General features: G+C 61.9%; 13 protein-coding genes. 10 read left to right on the top strand and 3 right to left on the bottom strand.

Annotated features, from left to right (window positions below; genetic code table 11):
- Positions 1-11 precede the first annotated feature (11 nt).
- From lon to VGD45_RS18475, 4 genes are all read left to right on the top strand, one after another.
- A complete protein-coding gene (gene lon / locus VGD45_RS18460; RefSeq protein ID WP_331156813.1) occupies positions 12-2,411 on the top strand; it encodes an endopeptidase La in 2,400 nt (799 codons plus the stop codon).
- A 686-nt stretch (positions 2,412-3,097) separates the two neighbouring features.
- Positions 3,098-5,098 carry a hypothetical protein gene (locus tag VGD45_RS18465; protein WP_331156814.1) on the top strand — a complete coding sequence of 667 codons (2,001 nt, stop codon included), beginning with the start codon at positions 3,098-3,100 and terminating at the stop codon, positions 5,096-5,098.
- A 141-nt stretch (positions 5,099-5,239) separates the two neighbouring features.
- A complete protein-coding gene (locus VGD45_RS18470) occupies positions 5,240-6,421 on the top strand; it encodes a DUF444 family protein (RefSeq protein WP_331156815.1) in 1,182 nt (393 codons plus the stop codon).
- A 17-nt stretch (positions 6,422-6,438) separates the two neighbouring features.
- Complete coding sequence (locus VGD45_RS18475; protein WP_331156816.1) at positions 6,439-7,848, top strand: SpoVR family protein; 1,410 nt, start codon at positions 6,439-6,441, stop codon at positions 7,846-7,848.
- Positions 7,849-7,866: 18 nt separating this feature from the next.
- On the opposite strand, the gene VGD45_RS18480 is transcribed toward VGD45_RS18475, so the two are convergent.
- Positions 7,867-8,742, bottom strand: a complete 876-nt coding sequence (locus VGD45_RS18480; RefSeq protein ID WP_331156817.1) for an NAD(P)H-binding protein — start codon at positions 8,740-8,742, stop codon at positions 7,867-7,869.
- Between the two features lie 181 nt (positions 8,743-8,923).
- Between VGD45_RS18480 and VGD45_RS18485 the strand changes: the two genes are divergently transcribed.
- Entirely contained in the window at positions 8,924-9,919 is a 996-nt protein-coding gene (locus VGD45_RS18485; protein ID WP_331156818.1) for a LysR family transcriptional regulator, read from the top strand.
- 3 nt (positions 9,920-9,922) lie between these two features.
- Here the strand turns inward: VGD45_RS18485 and VGD45_RS18490 are convergent, their stop codons facing one another.
- On the bottom strand, positions 9,923-10,597 hold the full coding sequence (locus VGD45_RS18490; RefSeq protein WP_331156819.1) for a glutathione S-transferase: 675 nt from the start codon (positions 10,595-10,597) through the stop codon (positions 9,923-9,925).
- Positions 10,598-10,868: 271 nt separating this feature from the next.
- On the opposite strand from VGD45_RS18490, the gene VGD45_RS18495 reads away from it, so the two are divergent.
- From VGD45_RS18495 to VGD45_RS18510, 4 genes are all read left to right on the top strand, one after another.
- The gene (locus VGD45_RS18495) at positions 10,869-12,095 is read left to right on the top strand and encodes an efflux RND transporter periplasmic adaptor subunit (protein WP_331156820.1); all 1,227 of its coding nucleotides are present in this window, start codon (positions 10,869-10,871) and stop codon (positions 12,093-12,095) included.
- A 129-nt stretch (positions 12,096-12,224) separates the two neighbouring features.
- Positions 12,225-15,407 carry an efflux RND transporter permease subunit gene (locus tag VGD45_RS18500; protein WP_331156821.1) on the top strand — a complete coding sequence of 1,061 codons (3,183 nt, stop codon included), beginning with the start codon at positions 12,225-12,227 and terminating at the stop codon, positions 15,405-15,407.
- Complete coding sequence (locus tag VGD45_RS18505) at positions 15,400-16,845, top strand: efflux transporter outer membrane subunit (RefSeq protein ID WP_331156822.1); 1,446 nt, start codon at positions 15,400-15,402, stop codon at positions 16,843-16,845. The genes VGD45_RS18500 and VGD45_RS18505 overlap by 8 nt, the downstream gene beginning before the upstream one ends.
- Before the next feature lie 93 nt (positions 16,846-16,938).
- Positions 16,939-17,634 (top strand): HAD family hydrolase, encoded by a 696-nt coding sequence (locus VGD45_RS18510; protein WP_331156823.1) that lies wholly within the window; start codon positions 16,939-16,941, stop codon positions 17,632-17,634.
- On the opposite strand, the gene VGD45_RS18515 is transcribed toward VGD45_RS18510, so the two are convergent.
- The gene (locus VGD45_RS18515) at positions 17,568-18,197 is read right to left on the bottom strand and encodes a helix-turn-helix transcriptional regulator (RefSeq protein ID WP_331156824.1); all 630 of its coding nucleotides are present in this window, start codon (positions 18,195-18,197) and stop codon (positions 17,568-17,570) included. The two genes, VGD45_RS18510 and VGD45_RS18515, sit on opposite strands and share 67 nt — an antisense overlap.
- A 123-nt stretch (positions 18,198-18,320) precedes the next feature.
- On the opposite strand from VGD45_RS18515, the gene VGD45_RS18520 reads away from it, so the two are divergent.
- Positions 18,321-19,202, top strand: coding sequence for a hypothetical protein (locus VGD45_RS18520; protein WP_331156825.1), 882 nt, complete (start codon positions 18,321-18,323; stop codon positions 19,200-19,202).
- The last annotated feature ends 125 nt before the right edge of the window (positions 19,203-19,327 follow it).

Raw genomic sequence — 19,327 nt, forward strand, 5'->3', positions numbered from 1 at the left:
GCCTCATTCACATGACTGACTCAAATCGCAAGAATTCTCAGCAGCCCGAAGGCACCGAGAGCACGCACACCATCACCGATGACATGCTGGTCATCATTCCGGTGCGCAACCTGGTGCTGTTCCCGGGCACTGTCGTGCCGGTAGCGATCAATCGTGACCGCTCGCTCGCGGCCGCGCAGGAAGCCGTGCGTAACAATCGCAAAGTCGGTTTCCTGTTACAGCACGATCCGGACCTGCAGGCGCCCACCGGCAGCGATCTGTACACGACCGGCACAGTCGCGAACATCGTGCGCTATGTAACGGGCGCCGACGGCACTCATCATCTGGTCGTGCAGGGCGAGCGGCGGTTCCGCGTGCTCGATTGGCAGAACGGTCTGCCTTACATGGTCGCGCGTGTCGAATATCTGCCCGATCCAAGCAACGTCGGCAGCGACGTCGAAGCTCGCGCGCTCAATCTGAAGCGCCTGGCCGCCGAGGCCATCGGCCTGCTGCCGCAGGCGCCCGCGGAGTTGTCCAACGCCATTCAGGCCGTCGAATCTGCTTCGACGCTGGCCGATCTCGTGGCGAGCTTCATGGACGTGAAGCCGGCCGAGAAGCAGGAGCTGTTGGAAACGCTGGAGCTGAGAGTGCGCCTGGAGCGCGTCAGCGAGTTGTTGCAAAAGCGGATCGAGGTCCTGCGTCTGCAGCGTCAGCTGGAAGAGAAGACTCGCGACGCCATCGATGAACGTCACAAAGAAGTGCTGTTGCGCGAACAGCTGCGCCAGATCCGCAAGGAGCTCGGCGAGGAAGGCGAGGCCGGCGAAGAGATCGCCGAGCTGAGAGAAGCCATCGAGAAGGCCGGCATGCCGGACGAGGCGCGCGAGCAGGCCGAGAAAGAATTGAAGCGGCTCGAGCGCATGTCCGACGCCAGCGCCGAGTACTCGATGCTGCGTACGTGGCTCGACTGGATGATCCAGTTGCCGTGGTCCAAGCTCGACAAGGAGTCGATCGAGATCGAGCATGCCCGCAAGGTGCTCGACGAGGATCACTATGGCCTGGAGAAGATCAAGCGACGCATCGTCGAGTATCTCGCCGTGCGCAAGCTCAATCCGCAGGGGCGTAGCCCGATCCTGTGCTTCGTCGGTCCGCCGGGCGTCGGTAAGACGTCCCTGGGTCAGAGCATCGCGCGCTCGCTGGGCGTGAAGTTCGCCCGTGTGAGCCTGGGTGGCGTGCACGATGAGGCCGAGATCCGCGGCCACCGTCGTACTTATATCGGTGCGCTTCCGGGCAACATCGTCCAGGCGGTGCGTAAAGCCGGCACGCGTAACTCGGTGCTGATGCTGGACGAGATCGACAAGCTCGGCGCCGGCATCCAGGGCGATCCGTCCGCGGCCTTGTTGGAAGTGCTCGATCCGGAGCAGAACAACACGTTCCGCGACAATTACCTCGGCGTGCCGTTCGACCTGTCGAAAATCGTGTTCATCGCCACGGCGAACATGCTCGACACCATCCCCGGCCCACTGCGCGATCGTATGGAAGTGATCGAGCTCACCGGCTACACCGAGGATGAGAAGGTCGAGATCGCCAAGCGCTACCTGATGCGCCGGCAGCTCGAAGCCAACGGCTTGAAACCGGAGCAGGCGTCGATTACGGACGCTGCGATTCTCCAGATCGCGCGCGATCACACTCGCGAGGCGGGCGTGCGTAATCTCGAGCGCATGATCGGCGCAGTGCTGCGTAACGTGGCAGTGAGGATCGCGGAGGGGACCATCACCCAGCAGACGATCGATGTCGGCGATCTCGCGGGCATTCTGGGCGCACCTCGCTTCGAGAACGAAGTCGCGATGCGCGTGAGCGTGCCGGGTGTGGCGACGGGTCTGGCGTGGACGCCGGTGGGCGGCGACATCCTGTTCATCGAATCGACGCGTGTGCCGGGTAACGGCAAGCTGATCCTCACCGGTCAGCTCGGCGATGTCATGAAGGAGAGCGCGCAGGCGGCGTTGTCACTGTTGAAGTCGCAGGCCGCTCGCCTCGGCATCGATACCACGGTGTTCGATAAGAGCGACGTGCACATACACGTGCCGGCCGGCGCGATTCCGAAGGACGGTCCGAGCGCGGGTGTGTCGATGTTTACATCGCTGGTCTCGTTGTTCACCAACAAGACCGTGCACAACGACCTGGCGATGACCGGCGAGATCAGCCTGCGCGGCCTGGTGTTGCCGATCGGCGGCGTCAAGGAGAAGACAGTGGCTGCGCATCGCGCGGGCATTCGCAAGGTGTTGCTCCCGGCGCGCAACCGGAAGGACCTGGAAGATGTGCCGAAGAGCGTGCGCGACGAAGTGGAGTTCGTGTTCTGCGAACGCGTCGATGACGTGATCCGCGAAGCATTGGACATCCACTTGAATGTAAAGCAGGTCAACGCCGCCGCTTAGCTAAATCGTGAGTCCAAGGCACATGGATGTGCCCGACGCCGCAGGCGGCGAGCTCCGAGGCCATGTTCGATTGATGTGGCCACGCTTTTTCCTCGGAGCACGACCCCGTCGTGACAGGGAGTCCGATCGGTCGTCATCGGAAAAGCCGCTGAACCGGTCCTGAACTCTCGGCCAGCGTCGCTGGCACGCGCCATGCACCTAATCAGCATGAATCGCATTGCAAGATTGGCGCGAAGGGAGTAATCAGTGAATCATGTTCCGCACTCAATCGAGTGAGATGCGCAACTTAAGCGCGTTCCAGCATCGCGTTCCGCGAGCCGCGCGGGTCTTCATCATTCCTCGTTGGTCACTGACGCCGATCTTTACAGATCCGCGCTGCGCGGGTGCTCGTCATGGCACGCACCTCCTTAGCGCACAACGTCACGGAACATGTTCGGGCATGGATCAGTCTTTGAGTGTAGGGTTGTCGGCAATCGCCCTGACGGATGAGCGCGATGTTGAACGCAACCCTCAGGCTCTCGCACACAGGTGTGGGGGTATGCTGATTACGAATTCGGGCAGTGTGAACTTGAGGACAGTGTGAACTGCGACCAAGAGCATGCTGTCGTAGTGGGTATATAGAGTTGCCAGACCGGGACAGATTTTTAGAGATCGTCCGCCTGGTCTGCTGATTGGAGGGCGGTTCGATGCAGTCAGACAGCCCCAGAGGAAGCTCGCAACGCGGCGAGAGCTTCGTCGAGGCCTTGAGCGCCTACAGCCGATTCCACCGTGCGCAGCACTGGTCGGGCACGTTCGGCGAGTTTCTTCGCACCGTCGTTCCCGGCAATGCCCGGCAGCTGGCTCGCAGCAGCCACGAGTATCTGTGGGACATGCTCACGTGGTTCGGCAAAACGAGCCCGGGCGCGAATGGCAACGTCGCGAACACCAATGGCAATGGAGCCAGCGCGAATGGCGAGGGCGCCGGCGCCAAAGAGCTCTTCAAACGCGAGCTGTTCGGCATCGACGAGCCACTCGGCCGCATCGTCGATTACTTCAAGGCAGCCGCGGCCGGTTCCGATGTCGGCAGACGCTTGTTACTGCTGCTAGGCCCGCCCTCGGGTGGCAAATCCACCATGGCCATCCTGCTGAAACGCGGCCTGGAGGAATACAGCCACACGGACGAAGGCGCCATGTATGCCTTGCAGGGCTCGCCCATGCACGAATCGCCACTGAATCTCATTCCCGCGAGCCTGCGCGCGGAGTTCCGTGACACATACGGTGTGGAGATCAAAGGCGAGCTGAGTCCGTGGGCACGCGATCGACTGGAGCGTGAATTCGAAGGCGACTTCCTTCGCATGCCCGTCGAACGCATCTTCCTTTCCGAAGCCGCACGCGTGGGCGTGGGTACTTATGCACCTCATGATCCGACTACCGCGGATCTCGCGGACCTGGTCGGTTCCGTTGATCTGTCCAAAGTTGCGCAGTTTGGAGATGAAGGCGACCCGCGCGCGTGGTCATGGTCGGGCGCTGTGTACGCCGCCAGCCGCGGCGTGCTGGAGATGATCGAGATCCTCAAGGTGAAGCGCGAGTTCCTGTACCTGCTGCTGACGCTGACACAGGAAAAGAACGTAAAGGTGTCGCGCTTCCCGCTCATCTATCTGGACGAGACCATCCTGGCGCACACCAACCTCGCCGAATTCCACAAGTTCCTGCAGGAAAAGGAGAACGAGGCGCTGCTCGACCGCATGGTCATCGTGAAGGTGCCTTACACGCTGTCGTACTTCGAGGAATCTCGGATCTACAACAAGCTGGTGTCCGCGGCGCCGGCGTTTCGCGATGTGCATCTGGACCCACACGCCTTGAAGCTGGCGGCGGTGTTCGCGGTGCTGACCCGGTTGTACAAGCCGGAGCGCGAAGGCCTCGACATGTCGAAGAAGTTGCGGCTCTACGCGGGCGAGAGCGTGGAAGGCTTCCCGGAGACCGAGATCACGCGACTGCGCGCGGAAGCGCCGGAAGAAGGACTCACAGGTGTCAGTCCCCGCTTTATCGTCAATTCGATTTCCAACGCCATTACGCGCACCGACAAGAAGAGCCTCACCAGCATGGAGGTGCTGCTCGCGCTGAAGGATTCGATTGAAACCGATGCGCGCATGGATTCGAAGGCCAAGAAGCTGTGGATCGATTATCTGGTACTGGCGCGCAAGGACTTCTACAACCGCTGGGTGAAGGAAGACGTGCATCGCGCGCTGTTCGCTTCGTTCGAGGACGAGGCGCAACAACTGCTGGACAAGTATCTGGACGAAGTGGAGGCCGCGCTCGATCACCGCGAAGTCACCGACCCGATCACCGGCGAATCCCGTCCTGCCGACGAGCGCTTCCTGCGCTCGGTGGAGGAGAAGATCAAGGTGTCGGAGTCGGGCAAGCTGACATTCCGTCAGGAAGTGGTGCGCAAGGCCATGGTGGCGTACAAGGCTGGTGAGAAATTCACCCTCAACAGCCATTCGCGCATGCGCGAGGCCATCGAACAATATCTGTTCGAGGAGCGTCGCGACGTGTTGCGGCTGGTGACGTCGGCGGCGCGGCCGGACGACGAGGCCCGTAAGAAGATTTCCGCGGTTCAGGACCGTCTGACCTCGGAGTATGGTTATGACGATCACAGCGCCAAGGAGGCGCTGAGCTACGTGACGACGTTGCTGGCACAGGAGTAGCCCAGGAATTGGCCAGGAATCGACTCGAGGGAAGTGAACCGGACAGCGCCTTCACGAGTCTTGTTCTGTAAAGACGCATCCACGGACATCTCTTAGGAGTACTCTGCTAGCGAAGATCTTGAGACGGGGGTTGCGAGCGACATGAGCGACAACGCAACGGGCGCCGGTTCGGACGGTGGCGACAAGCGCAGCCCGGGCGAGGCCGGTTGGTACGACCTCTTCTCGCGCGGCGCGAGGGACTGGCTGCGTCACAATGAGAAGGTGCGCGACGCCGTGCGCCAGCATCTGCCTCAGATCGTCGCCGGGGCCGACGTGCTCACCGGCGGTGCGAGCACCGTGCGCGTGCCGGTGAAGATGCTCGAGCACTATCGTTTCCGGTTGCGCAATTCCAACGAGCAACAAGGCGTGGGCCAGGGCCAGGCCAAGCCAGGCGATCGTATCGGCCGCCCACAACAGGACAGCGAGAATCAACGCGGCCAGGGCGGCAACGAGGACGGCGGCGTGCAATACACCCTGGAGTTCCGCATCGACGATATCGTCGACTGGCTCTGGGAAGAAATGAAGTTGCCGAACCTGGAGGCCAAGGCCGGGCGCGCCAAGGAAGATGACTGGACGCGCGAAGGCTGGGATCGGCGCGGGGCGCGTTCACGACTCGATCGTCGTCGCTCCATGAAGGAATCCATCAAGCGGCGCGGCGTCCAATCCGGCGACTCGCCTTCGTTCACCGACGACGATCTGCGTTATCGCCAGCTCGCCAAGCGCGAGCAACCGGCCATGCAGGCCGTGGTCATGTTGTTGCTCGACGTGTCGGGCAGCATGGGCGAGCGCGAGCGGCAGATTTCCAAGACCTTCTTCTTCTGGGCCATCCAGGGTCTGCGCCGGCAGTATCGGCACCTCGAGCTGGTGTTCGTCGCGCACACGTCCGAGGCCTGGGAATTCGAGGAAGACGAATTTTTCAAAGTGACTGGCACCGGCGGCACCGTCGCCTCGGCGGGCTTGAAGAAAGTGCGTCAGATCGTCGACGAGCGCTACAGCCCGAGCCAGTACAACATTTATTTGTTCTACGCCTCCGACGGCGAGAACTTCCCTTCCGATCAACCGCAGGCGCAGGCCGCGTTGGAAGACGTGTCCGGCGACTGCAATTATTGCGGCTTCCTGGAGGTGGCGCCGCTCGCGGGCGCCGCGCCGGACAGCGAGATCGGCAGGCTGTTCGTCGATCTGTCTCGGGATGACGATAGCGTCGGCGCGTATCGCGTCAGCGGTACGGATGACATCTGGAATGCCGTGCGGCATTTCTTCACTCACGCCTCGCAGGGCTCCTGACGTCGATGCCTACAACGATGCCCACATCCACTAAAATGGGGGAAGACTGGCAATCCCACATCTCGCGCATCGAACAATTGGCACGCGCGCAGGGATTGAAATACCACCCCGTCGAATTCGAGGTGGTGCCCGAAAGCTTCATGACCGAGATCGCGATCTACGGTCTGCCCGTGCGCATGCCGCACTGGTCGTTCGGCGTGCGTTACATCTATCAGCTCATCCAGCATCGCATGGGCTTGTCGCGCCTGTTCGAAGTGGTGTTCCCCGGCAATCCCGGGCGCGCTTATCTCGCGAAGAGCAACAGCGCGGCGGAGAACGTGCTGGTGACGGCGCACGTGCTGGGCCATGCAGACTTTTCCACCAACAACATGCTGTTCCGGCGCAGCCAGGATCAGGTCGGTGAGCACATCGTCGAGCAGGCGGCTGCGCACGCGCGCACGATCGCCATGGCGATCGAAGAGCACGGCCTTGAGCGAGTAGAGACAGTGCTCGACGCAGCGCTGTCGCTGGAACAGCACGTCGATATCGACCAAGGTTTGCGTCGCGCGCGTTATCCAGAAACATTGGCGGAGAAAACGCCGCCGTCGAATGATGAGTTCGCCAAACGCTTCGCGGCGCTGGGGCCCGACACTGCCCGTCCCGCGCATACTGGACCGGCGAAGAAGGCGCCGATTCCGCCGCATCCGGAATGCGATCTGCTGTGGTTCATCGCGCAGTACGCGCCGGAGATGGAGCCTTGGGAACGAGACATCTTCCTGGCCGTGCGCGAAGAATCGTTTTATTTCTATCCAGTGTTCGCCTGCCAGATCATGAACGAAGGCTGGGCTTCGTACTGGCATGCTCGGCTGCTGCGTGAAGCCGATTTCCTGCCCGCCGCCGCGTATGTGGACGCCATCAAATGTCATTCGGACGTGGTGCGCCCGACAGCCTCCGGCGAGAACGTGGCGTTGGCGACCAATCCTTATCACCTCGGCTTTTCCATCTGGGAAAAGATCGTCGAAGCGCAGGGCCTGGAGGCCGCGCGCCGGATCATGGCCGAGGACGACGACTTCTCGTTCGTTCGCAACCATCTCACGCAGGAACTGGCGACGGAATTGAAGCTGTTCCGCTACAAAGGGCCCGCCACCGGGACGCTGACCGTGCAGGAAACGGATCTTTCGGCGTTACACGAAGCGCTGCTGGCGCCGAAGTATGGATTTGGCGCGCCCAAGGTCAGCGCCGCTCGCGTGCACGTGGATGGCAAGCTCGAGCTGACCCACGACCACCTCAACGACGGCCGCGGCCTGGATCCGGAACGAGGCAGGAAAGTGCTGGAATACGTCGCGAAAGTGTGGCGACGTCCGGTGACTCTGGCCACCGTCGACAACGATCATCGCAGCGTGGAGATATCGGTCTCACCCGGCCTGACGCCGAGTTTCAATCGCTGACCGGGCGCTGCCCGGCGCTCAGGCGGCCGAGGCGGATAGGAAGCGCGCTTTGTAATCCTGCACGAAATCTTCGAGCGAGCGTGGCGGCCGGCCCGTCACATCCTGCACGACCGAGTTCGGCTGCACGTTGAGCATGTTGGACGCGCAGGCATCCCAGAACTCGAGCTTGGCTTCGATCATTACCGGCGACAAACCCTTGCCCTGCAGCCAGCCACGCGCCTCGTTGGCGGTAATGTCGTGGTAGCGCACCGGCTTGCCGAGAATATGACTGAGCCTGTCAGCGATTTGCGGAAAGCTAAGCGACTCCGAGCCGGTCACCGTGTAGATGCGCCCCGCATGCGATGGATCTTTCAAACTCGCAACCGCGACCGCGGCGACATCCCGTGCGTCGACCCAACTCCAGGGCGTCGAGCGGAATGGGCCCGCGATCAAACCCTGTTGGGCGATGGTGGGCGCAAATTCGAACAACAACTGGAGCATGTAAGTGGGCCGCAGACGAGTCACGGCAATGTCAGGGCACGCGGCTACGCCGCTTTCGGCTTGGCCGAGCCACCGGAGCATGCGGGCACAACACATCTGCGGATTGGCGCCAACGCCCGACAGCTGAACGAAGCGTTTGACGCCTGCCGCCTTGGCGGCATTGGCGATCTTCAGGTGGGTTTCGGCGATGTGTGGGGAATAGCCCGAGGCCAGGAACGCCGCCTCGACACCTTCGAAGGCGCGCTGCAGACTGGTCGGGTCCTCGGGATCGGGACGGACCGCCTCGATATTGGGCGCCTTGATCGGCAGATCGACGGGCTCCGTTAGTAGCGCGCGAACGCCGACGGGTTGATTGGCCAGCTCGGCGAGCACCGCTCGGCCTACATGCCCCGTTACGTCCGTCACCAGAAACATCGTTCAATCCCCCGGTAAAAGGTCTTGATCAAGGGTTGCGAAATTGGGCGATACATTAAGCAAGCTTCGGATTGCGGTAAACCACCGCTGCAGCAAAAACTTCGTGCATTGTGGTCATCAATGGAGCGCCTACAATGAGCCCACGTCACGGTTCCGTGACTGCAGGGAAAGAATTCGTTGAATGAATAATTTCAGTGACATCGTAGCCTTCGTGCGAGTCGTTGAAGCCCACAGCTTCGTGGCTGCCGCACAGACGCTAGGTATGTCCCCGTCGGCGATAAGCAAGGCGGTCTCCCGCCTGGAGGAACGCCTAGGGGCGCGCCTGCTCAACCGTACCACGCGGTCGCTAAGTTTGACTGACTTGGGCACCGGCTTCTATGAGCGCTGTCGAGAAGCCCTCGCGCAGCTGGATCACGCCGAGAACGAAGTCTCGGAATCCAGGGGTGTGCCGCGGGGCAAGCTGCGCGTGGACGTGCCCATTTCGCTGGGCCGGAAAATCATCGTGCCCGCGCTGCCGCGGTTCATCGAGCAGAACCCCGAGCTGACGGTGCAGATGAGCATGAATGACCGGGTGATCGATCTGGTTCAGGAAGGCATCGACGCGGCGCTGCGCGTGGGCAACCTGAGCGATTCGAGCCTCATCGCACGACGTGTCGGCAATCTGCGCGGGGTGACCTGCGCCTCGCCGGAATACATCGAGCGCATGGGCGGGCCGCCCCGGACGCCCGAGGATCTCAAGCCCGAACAGTGCATCGCCATGTTCCGTCCAGGCAGCAATCAGATTCGTGAATGGATGTTCCGAAAGGACAACGTGGAGCACACCATTATCCCGGCCGCACCGTTGTCGTTCAGTGACCCGGAATCGGCGGTGGCCGCGGCGATCAGCGGCGCCGGTTTCGTGCGCACGCTGGATTTCACGGCCGAAGCGCAGATTGCCGCGGGATTGTTACAACCGGTGCTGGAAGATTGGAACGAAGGCGCGTACTGGCCAGTGTCCGTGGTGTATCCGCAGCACCGGCAGCCGACCGCGAAGATCCGAGCTTTCATCGAGTTTGTGACCGGCTTGTTCCCGCAGATCGCGCCTGAACGCATTCCCGCACTGGGCGCGACTGGCACGGACGGCATGCCTCCGCCGCGATCGGCTCGCATGACAGCTGGCGCCCCGCCCCCGGTCTAAATCTCAGGCGGGCACGAAGTCATATTTACCGCCGCGTTCCAGTGCGCGGCGGTACGCGGGCCTGGCATGAATTCGCTGTAGGAAGCCGTGCAGGCGTGGTCGGCTCGCGTCGAGGCCGCCGCGCATGGCGGCTGCTTCCAACGGAAAGCTCATTTGAATATCCGCCGCGGTGAATTCGTCGCCGACGAACCAATCGCTCTGCGCCAGCTGGCTTTCTAAATAATCCAGATGAAGGTTTATTTGCGGCGAGATGAACGTTTGTTTCACTTGCCTGGCGATGGCCTTGGCCACCGGCTTCACGAAAAACGGCATCGGTCCGCTCTCGATCCGATCGAACACTAACTTTAGTAAGAGCGGCGGCATGGCCGAGCCCTCGGCGTAATGCAGCCAGTACTTATAACGTAACCATTCTTCACTTCCCGCCGGCGGCGCCAATTTTCCGCCGCCGTGCTTATCGACGAGGTATTCGACGATCAGCCCGGATTCCGCGATGGTGCGCGGGCCATCGGTAATGACGGGCGATTTGCCCAACGGATGCACCTTCTTCAGCTCCGGCGGCGCCAGCATGGTGCGCGCGTCGCGCTGATAACGCTGAATCTCATAAGGCACGCCCAGCTCTTCCAGCAGCCAGAGCACGCGTTGCGAGCGTGAATTATTGAGGTGATGAACGACGATCATCGGAACCGTTACCTGCGACGTAATTGCCGGCGTCACACCATTGTCGCAATTCTTGGTGTTATGGATGCACTGGCACTGAGCAAATCCCCGGTCGTTTCACCACGGCATATCCAAATAACCGATCAATTCGATCGGATTCCTGATCCGACTTCATCAATGTCGTGCGCTCAACCCGATTTCTCCTCTTGCGTCCGATGCCTAAAGTGGCGCCCCAGTCAGGCAGTGCCGCTGCCACCCCCCGATTTGTTTTCAGGATGCAGGGAGTCTCGGAATGAACAATGTAACTCGTGACAGCCGACCCGCCGGCCGCCTCGTGACCGTAGTGCTGCCAGCACTCGCCGCCGCTGTGCTCACTCTGCTGCTGCAGGGCTGCAAGAGCGAAGCGAACACGCAGGCCGCCGCCCCGCTGCCGCAGGTTTCCGTCGCCGCCGCGCTGGAGCGTGAGGTGCAGGAGTGGGACGAATTCACCGGTCGCCTCGAAGCGGTGGAATCGGTCGAAGTCCGGCCGCGCGTCACCGGCTATATCGATAGCGTCAACTTCACCGAAGGCAGCGTGGTCAAGAAAGGCGATCTGTTGTTCGTCATCGACCAGCGTCCGTATCGCGCCGATCTGGAAAGGGCTGAAGCCGAGCTGGCTCGCGCCATCGCTCGCGCCGAGCTCGCGACAACCGACGTTGAGCGCAGCGAGAAGCTGCTCGATGTGAAGGCTGTCTCTCGCGAAGAGTATGACCAGCGCGTCAACGCCCAGCGCGAATCGCAGGCGAATGTCGAAGCGGCTCGTGCTGCCGTGACGGCCGCGAAGTTGAATCTCGAATTCACTCGCATCGTGTCTCCGATTCACGGCCGTGTCAGCCGCGCGGTGGTCACCGCCGGCAACCTGGTGACGGGTGGCACGACGCAGGCGACGCTGCTGACGACAGTGGTGTCCATCGATCCGATCTACGTGACGTTCGAAGGTGACGAGCAGGTGTATCTGAAGTACACCGAGCTGGCGCGCCGTGGCGATCGTCCGAGCTCGCGCGATGCCGCCAACCCCGTGTTGATGGCGCTGGCGAATGAGGAAGGCTTCCCGCACACGGGCAAGATGACCTTCGTCGATAACCAGGTCGATCCGCGCACCGGCACGATTCGCGCCCGCGCTTCGTTCGATAACAAGGAGGGTTATCTCACGCCCGGCCTGTTCGCCCGAGTGAAGCTGCTCGGTCACAGCTCGCATAAAGCGGTGCTGGTGGACGATCGCGCCGTCGGTACGGATCAGAGCCAGAAGTTCGTTTACGTCGTCGATGCCGAGAACAAAGTCTCCTATCGCGGCGTGAAGGTCGGCCGGCTCACCGATGGCCTGCGCATCGTCGAAGAAGGCCTGCAGCCCGGCGAGCAGGTGATCGTGAACGGTCTGCAGCGAGTGCATCCGGGCGTGACCGTCGCTCCCGAGAAGGTGGCGATGGATGCGCGACTGAACGACAACGCGCTGCTCGCGTCGACGGATGTGAAGCTTTAACGAATCGGCGCGCCCGCCAGAGCAGGCGGGCGCTCCTTCAGCCCAGTAGTAGTTGATTGACCTGGTGGCCGCGGCCCTTACGCCGCGGCTGTGGGGACGCTTTCGCCCCCGTTTTTGTGGGGACTCTTTATGAAATTCGCACGTTTCTTTATCGACCGGCCGATTTTCGCCGCGGTGCTGTCGATCATCATTTTCCTGGTCGGCGCTATCGCGATGTGGCAGTTGCCCATCAGCCAGTACCCCGAGGTGGTGCCGCCCACCATCGTGGTGAACGCACAGTATCCGGGCGCCAACCCCAAGGTGATCGCCGAGACAGTGGCCGCGCCGCTGGAACAGGAGATCAACGGCGTCGAGAACATGCTCTACATGTCCTCGCAGGCCATGAGCGACGGCCAGATGACTCTGACCGTGACGTTTCGTCTGGGCACAGACGTCGATACGGCGCAGGTGCAAGTCCAGAACCGTGTCGCGCAGGCATTGCCACGCTTGCCTGAAGACGTTCGACGGGTCGGCGTGACGACGCTCAAAGCGTCCCCCGACCTGTTGATGGTCGTGCACCTCACGTCGCCCGATGGCCGTTACGACACCGTCTACCTGCGTAACTACGCGACGCTGCAGATCCGCGACGTGCTCGCGCGTCTGCCGGGCATGGGTGACGTGAGATTGTTCGGCTCCGGCGACTATTCCATGCGCATTTGGCTGGATCCCGAGCGCATCGCGAGCCGCGACCTGACCGCGGGCGATGTGGTGAACGCCATTCGCGAACAGAACGTGCAAGTCGCGGCCGGCGTCATCGGTGCGGATCCCGCGCCCGCCAATGTCGACTATCAGTTGAACGTCACAACGTCCGGTCGTTTGATCACCGAAGAACAGTTCGGCGACATCATCGTCAAGGCGCTGCCCGACGGTTCGGTCACTACATTGAAAGACGTGGCCCGCATCGAGCTGGGCGCGGGTCAGTACTCGCTGCGCAGCTTGCTGGGTAACAAGTCCGCCGTCGCGATTCCGGTCTCGCAGTCTCCTGGCGCGAACGCACTGGAGCTGTCCGACGCGGTGCGTGCGACCATGAAAGAGCTGAGCAAGAACTTTCCGGAAGGCGTCAGCTACGAAATCGTCTACGACCCGACCATTTTCGTCCGCGACTCGATCAAGGCCGTGATCAAGACCTTGCTGGAAGCGCTGGCCCTGGTCGTGATCGTGGTCATCGTGTTCCTGCAGACCTGGCGCGCGTCCATCATTCCGTTGCTGGCGGTGCCCGTCTCCATCATCGGCACGTTCGCGCTGATGCTGGCCTTCGGCTTCTCCATCAACGCGCTGTCCTTGTTCGGACTGGTGCTGGCCATCGGTATCGTGGTCGACGACGCGATCGTGGTGGTCGAGAACGTCGAACGAAACATCGAGAACGGACTGTCGCCCCGTGACGCGACTTACAAAGCCATGGACGAAGTCAGCGGTCCCATCATCGCCATCGCGCTGGTGCTGGTCGCGGTGTTCGTGCCCATCGCCTTCATCACCGGCCTCACCGGCGAGTTCTACAAGCAGTTTGCGCTGACCATCGCCATCTCGACCGTGATCTCGGCGATCAACTCGCTGACCATGAGCCCGGCGCTTGCGGCGGTGCTGCTGAAGCCGCACGGCGCGAAGCCTGACGCGCTCACGCGTGGCATGGACAAGGTGTTCGGTGGCTTCTTCCGCGCGTTCAACAACTTCTTCCATCGCTCTGGCGACAAGTATGTCGGCGGTGTGCGTGGCGTATTGGCGCACAAGGGCAAGACGATGGGTGTGTTCGCGCTGCTGCTGGTCGCGACCTGGGGCTTGTTCCAGATCACGCCGAAGGGCTTCATTCCGGTGCAGGACAAGCAGTACCTGATCACGCTGATTCAATTGCCGAACGCGGCTTCGTTGAATCGCACCGAAGAGATCGTGCGTCAGGTGGGCGAGATCGGCATGAAGGTGCCCGGCGTGCACAACGCCGTGCAGTTCCCCGGCTTGTCGGTGGCGGGTTTCACCAACGCCTCGAACTCGGCCATCGTGTTCTTCGCGCTCGACGACTTCGACAAGCGTAAGTCGGCCGAGCTGTCGGGCTTCGCGATCGCCGGGCAGCTGAATGCCGCGCTGAGCTCGATCAAGGAAGCGCAGATCGTGACCTTCCCGCCGCCGCCGGTGAACGGCCTCGGCACGCTGGGCGGTTTCAAGCTGCAGCTCGAAGATCGCGCCGACCTCGGCTACGACGAGTTGTACAAGGCTACGCAGGCTGTGATGACCAAGGCGCGCCAGACGCCCGAGCTCGCCGGCGTGTTCTCCAACTACGAAGTGAACGTGCCGCAGATCCTCGCCGACGTGAATCGCATCAAGGCGAAGGAGCACGGCGTGCCGCTCAACAACGTGTTCGAAGCGCTGCAGGTCTATCTCGCATCCCAGTACGTGAACGACTTCAATCGCTTCGGCCGCACCTACCGGGTGATCGCGCAGGCGGACTACGACTACCGCGCCAAGGCTGAAGACATTCTGCAATTGAAGACGCGCAACGAAGCGGGCGAGATGCTGCCGCTCGGCTCGATCGTGCAGGTGTCGCAGACCTACGGCCCGGATCGCGTGTTCCGTTACAACGGCTACCTGTCCGCCGATATCAACGGCGGTCCAGCGCCCGGCTATTCGACCGGCCAGGCCAAGGCGGCGATGGAACGCATCCTCGCCGAGAACCTGCCCAACGGCATCAAGTACGAGTGGACCGATCTGACCTATCAGGAAATCCTGGTCGGCAACAGCTCCATCTTCGTGTTCCCGTTGTGCGTGCTGCTGGTGGTGCTGGTGCTGGCCGCGCTGTACGAGAGCTGGACGTTGCCGCTAGCCATCGTCGCCATCGTGCCGATGGCGCTGCTGTCGGCCATCTTCGGTGTGTGGATCACCGGCGGCGACAACAACATCTTCACGCAGATCGCGCTGTTCGTGCTCGTGGGTCTGGCGAGTAAGAACGCGATTCTGATCGTCGAGTTCGCCAAGGACCGCGAATCGGCCGGCGTCGATCCCTACAACGCCGCGCTGGAAGCCGCGCGTCTGCGACTGCGGCCCATCCTGATGACCTCCATCGCGTTCATCATGGGTGTGGTGCCGCTGGTGCTCGCGTCGGGGGCAGGTGCGGAGATGCGTCACGCCATCGGCATCGCCGTGTTCTCCGGCATGCTCGGAGTGACCTTCTTCGGCCTGTTCCTGACACCAGTGTTCTACGTCCTGCTGCGCGCGGCCATCGTCAAGAAGGTCCGCGGCGGTAAACAACCAGAGGCCATCGAAGGAGCGGCCCACCATGCGTAACCTGAAACAAACGTTGAGTCTGACGAAGAAACTTTCCGTCCTCGCCGTGAGCGCCGTGCTCGCGGCGTGCGCGGTCGGACCGGACTACAAACAACCGGAGATGAGCTCTCCAGACCAGTTCGTGAGCAACGACGCCGCGCAGTTCTCGCCGGCGGATGTCGAGAGCGACTTCTGGAAGGCGTTCAACGATGAGCAGTTGAATACGCTCATCGAACAGGCGCTGACGGCCAATCACGACATTCGCATCGCGACCGCCAGCTTGCGTGAAGCACGCGCGATTCGCGGCGAGGCCCGCTTGGACTTCGCGCCCACCGTGACAGCGTCCGGTGGATACACCGAAACGCGCGCCAGTCAGCGTCAGGCCCCGGTTGCCTCGATCCCGCGCGATCAGGACTACTATGACGCGGGCTTCGATGCGTTCTGGGAGCTCGACTTCTTCGGCCGCATCCGTCGCAATGTCGAAGCCAACTCGGCGCTCGTGCAGGCGGCGGAAGCAGGCGTGTACGCCACTCAGGTGAGCATCACCGCTGAAGTCGCCCGCAACTATTTCGAGCTTCGCGGCTCGCAGCAGCGGCTCGCTGTGGCTCAGCGTAACGCCGAGAACCAGCGTGAGACGCTGCGTATCACCACTGCACGCCTGGAAGCAGGCCGTGGCACGCAGCTCGACACGTCGCGTGCACAGGCTCAGTTGTCAGCGACGCTGGCGACGATTCCGGACTTCGAATCCGCCATCACCAGCAGCATCCTGCGATTGGGTGTGCTGACTGGCCAGTCGCCGGAAGCGCTGATTCCGCAGCTGTCGACCGTGCAAAAGCTGCCTGCGCTGCCGGCCACTCAGAGCATCGGCACGCCCGAGCTGTTGCTGCGTCGTCGTCCTGACATTCGGGTCGCGGAGCGTGAACTCGCGTCGGCCACCGCTCAGATCGGCGTCGCCGTCGGCGATTTGTTCCCACGCATCTCCTTCGTCGGCAGCTGGGGCTTCGATGCGATCGAAAGCAGCGATCTCGGCAAGTCGAGCAGCGAAACTTACGGCTTCGGCCCGAGCATTCAGTGGGCCGCCTTCGATCTCGGCCGCGTTCGCCAGCGCATCAAGCAGCGCGAAGCCGCGACCGATCGTGCGTTGGCCGTGTACCAGCAGACGGTGTTGCAGGCATTGGAAGAAACCGACGCCAGCATGACCGCCTACGTGAAGGCCAAGGTGAAGCAAGCTCATCTGCAAGACAGCACCACTGCATCGCTCGAAGCGGTGACATTGGCCCGCGCCCGTTATGAGAGCGGCGTCGCCGACTTCCTCACCGTCCTCGACGCGGAACGCAGCGCGCTGACCGCCGAAGATCAGCTCGCTCTCAGCGAGACTCAGACCGCGACGGCCCTGCTCGCGACCTACAAGGCACTCGGCGGCGGCTTCCGTCCGCTGGACGCTCAGGCCAAGTTGTAAGCGACTGCAAGATCCGGCTCTGCCCGATCCCGGCGGAGCCGGATCGCATAAAACATGCGTCGACTCGCGCATGGCGATCGGTACGATTTCGTCATGCCGATAGAACTCATCTGTATCGATGCCGACGACACGTTGTGGCACAACATGCGCCATTTCGACGTGGCCGAGAGGGCGTTCGCGTCCATCCTGGAGCCCTTTGCGGCAACGGGCGTCGCGATGGAGCGGCTGCAGGCGATAGGAGCCAGGAACCTCAAGCTCTACGGCTATGGCGCGAAGAGCTTCACCCTGTCCATGATCGAAACGGCCACCGAGATTTGTGGCGATAGTCTCTCGGCGTCCACCGTACGAGACATCCTCGAGGCTGGGCGCCAGCTGCACAGCCACCCGGTCGAGTTGATGCCGGGTGTCGAAGAAACGTTGCAGAGCTTATCCGAGCGAGCCCGCCTGATCCTGGTGACCAAGGGCGATCTGTTACATCAAGAAGCGAAGCTCGCGGCGTCGGGGTTAGGTGAACGTTTCTCGGCCATCGAGATCGTCAGCGACAAAAACGCGGACACGTTCCGCAGATTGTTCTCACGTTATGAACTCGTGGCGGACCAGTGCGTGATGGTGGGTGACTCCATCCGTTCCGACATACTGCCGGCGCTGCAGGCTGGCGCGTGGGCGGCGTTCGTACCGGCGGAGATCGTGTGGCATCACGAGCGCGCCGAGCCGCCGTTGGATCATCCTCGATTCAAAGAGCTATCGGCGCTCGTCGACGTGCCCGACTGGATCGACAGCCTGGAGTAATGCAGCGTCTCCACCAGTCTGGCGGGTGTGCCGTCGGACAGCAATAGACGAGTCCAGCGACAGCGACTTGAACGAATGGGAACGACGGACGAGTCGTTCTCCCCTGTGTCGAACTCCACCGGCATTGGCGCGGCTTGCTCGTACCATCCTTTGTCGATGAGCAGAGTTTCCTCGGCTTCTATTCTCCGGGTTGCATATCGACGCAGCGAGCTGCCGATGAGCTCGCTTGCCGGCACGGAGAACTCGTTCGCTCGCACCGTCGAGCATGCCAGCAAGCGGTGGGTGAAATCACAAATCAAATGCACACTGCGCGGGCTCTCACTGACCAACTGCGCGAGCACCCGGTCGGCGGAAGTATCGAGACGCGCGCTCACAATAGCTTCGATCTTCGCGCGCTCCGCCGGCTCCATGGCCTGACGGCCCGACTCCCAGCGTGAGATGGTCGATTGCGCCACGCCGAGCAACTCGGCGGCATGCTCCTGTTTAACACGGTGAAGCAGACGCCAGCGGCGTAAGGCGGCGCCGAGCGCGAGCGGAGGGATATTGCTGTCGTGATGGACCATGCCGAACTAAGTTAACACGCGCGGCGGCGACTGCCATCGACCGGGTCAGGATCAGGAAATATAAGCCATCGTCCGTTGACCGCCAGCGGTCCGATGACTACTCATGCGGCAGTTTGTTGCCACATGAGACTGATGATGAAGACCACCGTCCTGCTCGGATTGCTGACGTTGCCGGTCGCGGCTGGAGCCGCGGGCACCTGCGAGGAGAATTTCAAAACTTCGGGCGACCCGCGCAACGGCGCTGCCTTTTCGACTTCTGTCACGATTCCCGGCTTGAGCGTGCGCAGCGCCCTGGGCCAGATGCAGAAGATCGCGCTCGACGACAAATTCGAAATCGGCAACGAGGACATTCGAGATAAAGATGGCACGCTCACCATTCTGCAGAAGTCGACGTTCACCAATCGCGGCTTTCTGATTTACATCGACGCGAATGCCGACGGCCAGGTCGGCATCAATAGCCGCCTGAATCGCGACCAGGTCGCCAAGCCCGAGGACATTCGCATGGGCATGTGTAGCATGCTCGGCCGCCTGAAGACGGGCCCGGAAGGCGAAGCGATCGCTAACGCGGCGCGCGAGAAGACCGGTGTCGAAAAGGTGCAAAGTTACAAAGCACACGACCTTGCCAAAGAACTGGCCAGGGCCGTCAACAGCGAGTTGGCCAAACGCGGCGAGGGTGCAGTGGACTTGAACCGCGTTTACGCAAAATATCTCAACAAGCGTTTCCGCATAGACGGACAGGTTGCGAGAAAGGGCGAGCCCAGCACCCTGTTCCCGAATCTCCCCCTGGAAATCGAATGGATCACCACCGGTATCAAGGGTCTGCTCGGGGGCAAGGAAGACGCGTTCATGCAGCGTGCGCGCCCGATCATCATCTGCGAGCTGCAGCAGGAGCAGCGCGAGTATTTCGATAGCCTCCGGATCGAAGACTGGGCCACGCTGAGCGGCAAAGTCACCAGCTTCGAAGGCAACGTGATGACCTTGGAGAACTGCCGGCCGGACGCCTGATTGGCGCGGACAATCTGCAAATAAGACGGCAATTGGCAGGGTTCGGCGGCAGGATGCTGCCCAACCCCCAGACCCGCTCTTGAACTGGCGTCGTTGTTCTCAACGTCTGGGGTATGCTCAGCGCT

Source organism: Steroidobacter sp., assembly GCF_036402275.1.
Classification (GTDB): Bacteria; Pseudomonadota; Gammaproteobacteria; order Steroidobacterales; family Steroidobacteraceae; genus Steroidobacter.

Coding starts and splice junctions, on each gene's coding strand:
- VGD45_RS18500 (WP_331156821.1), top strand. CDS start 12,225: ATGAAATTCGCACGTTTCTTTATCGACCGGCCGATTTTCGCCGCGGTG.
- VGD45_RS18470 (WP_331156815.1), top strand. CDS start 5,240: ATGAGCGACAACGCAACGGGCGCCGGTTCGGACGGTGGCGACAAGCGC.
- VGD45_RS18490 (WP_331156819.1), bottom strand. CDS start 10,597: ATGATCGTCGTTCATCACCTCAATAATTCACGCTCGCAACGCGTGCTC.
- VGD45_RS18480 (WP_331156817.1), bottom strand. CDS start 8,742: ATGTTTCTGGTGACGGACGTAACGGGGCATGTAGGCCGAGCGGTGCTC.
- VGD45_RS18475 (WP_331156816.1), top strand. CDS start 6,439: ATGCCCACATCCACTAAAATGGGGGAAGACTGGCAATCCCACATCTCG.
- VGD45_RS18515 (WP_331156824.1), bottom strand. CDS start 18,197: ATGGTCCATCACGACAGCAATATCCCTCCGCTCGCGCTCGGCGCCGCC.
- VGD45_RS18465 (WP_331156814.1), top strand. CDS start 3,098: ATGCAGTCAGACAGCCCCAGAGGAAGCTCGCAACGCGGCGAGAGCTTC.
- lon (WP_331156813.1), top strand. CDS start 12: ATGACTGACTCAAATCGCAAGAATTCTCAGCAGCCCGAAGGCACCGAG.
- VGD45_RS18510 (WP_331156823.1), top strand. CDS start 16,939: ATGCCGATAGAACTCATCTGTATCGATGCCGACGACACGTTGTGGCAC.
- VGD45_RS18520 (WP_331156825.1), top strand. CDS start 18,321: ATGAGACTGATGATGAAGACCACCGTCCTGCTCGGATTGCTGACGTTG.
- VGD45_RS18495 (WP_331156820.1), top strand. CDS start 10,869: ATGAACAATGTAACTCGTGACAGCCGACCCGCCGGCCGCCTCGTGACC.
- VGD45_RS18485 (WP_331156818.1), top strand. CDS start 8,924: ATGAATAATTTCAGTGACATCGTAGCCTTCGTGCGAGTCGTTGAAGCC.
- VGD45_RS18505 (WP_331156822.1), top strand. CDS start 15,400: ATGCGTAACCTGAAACAAACGTTGAGTCTGACGAAGAAACTTTCCGTC.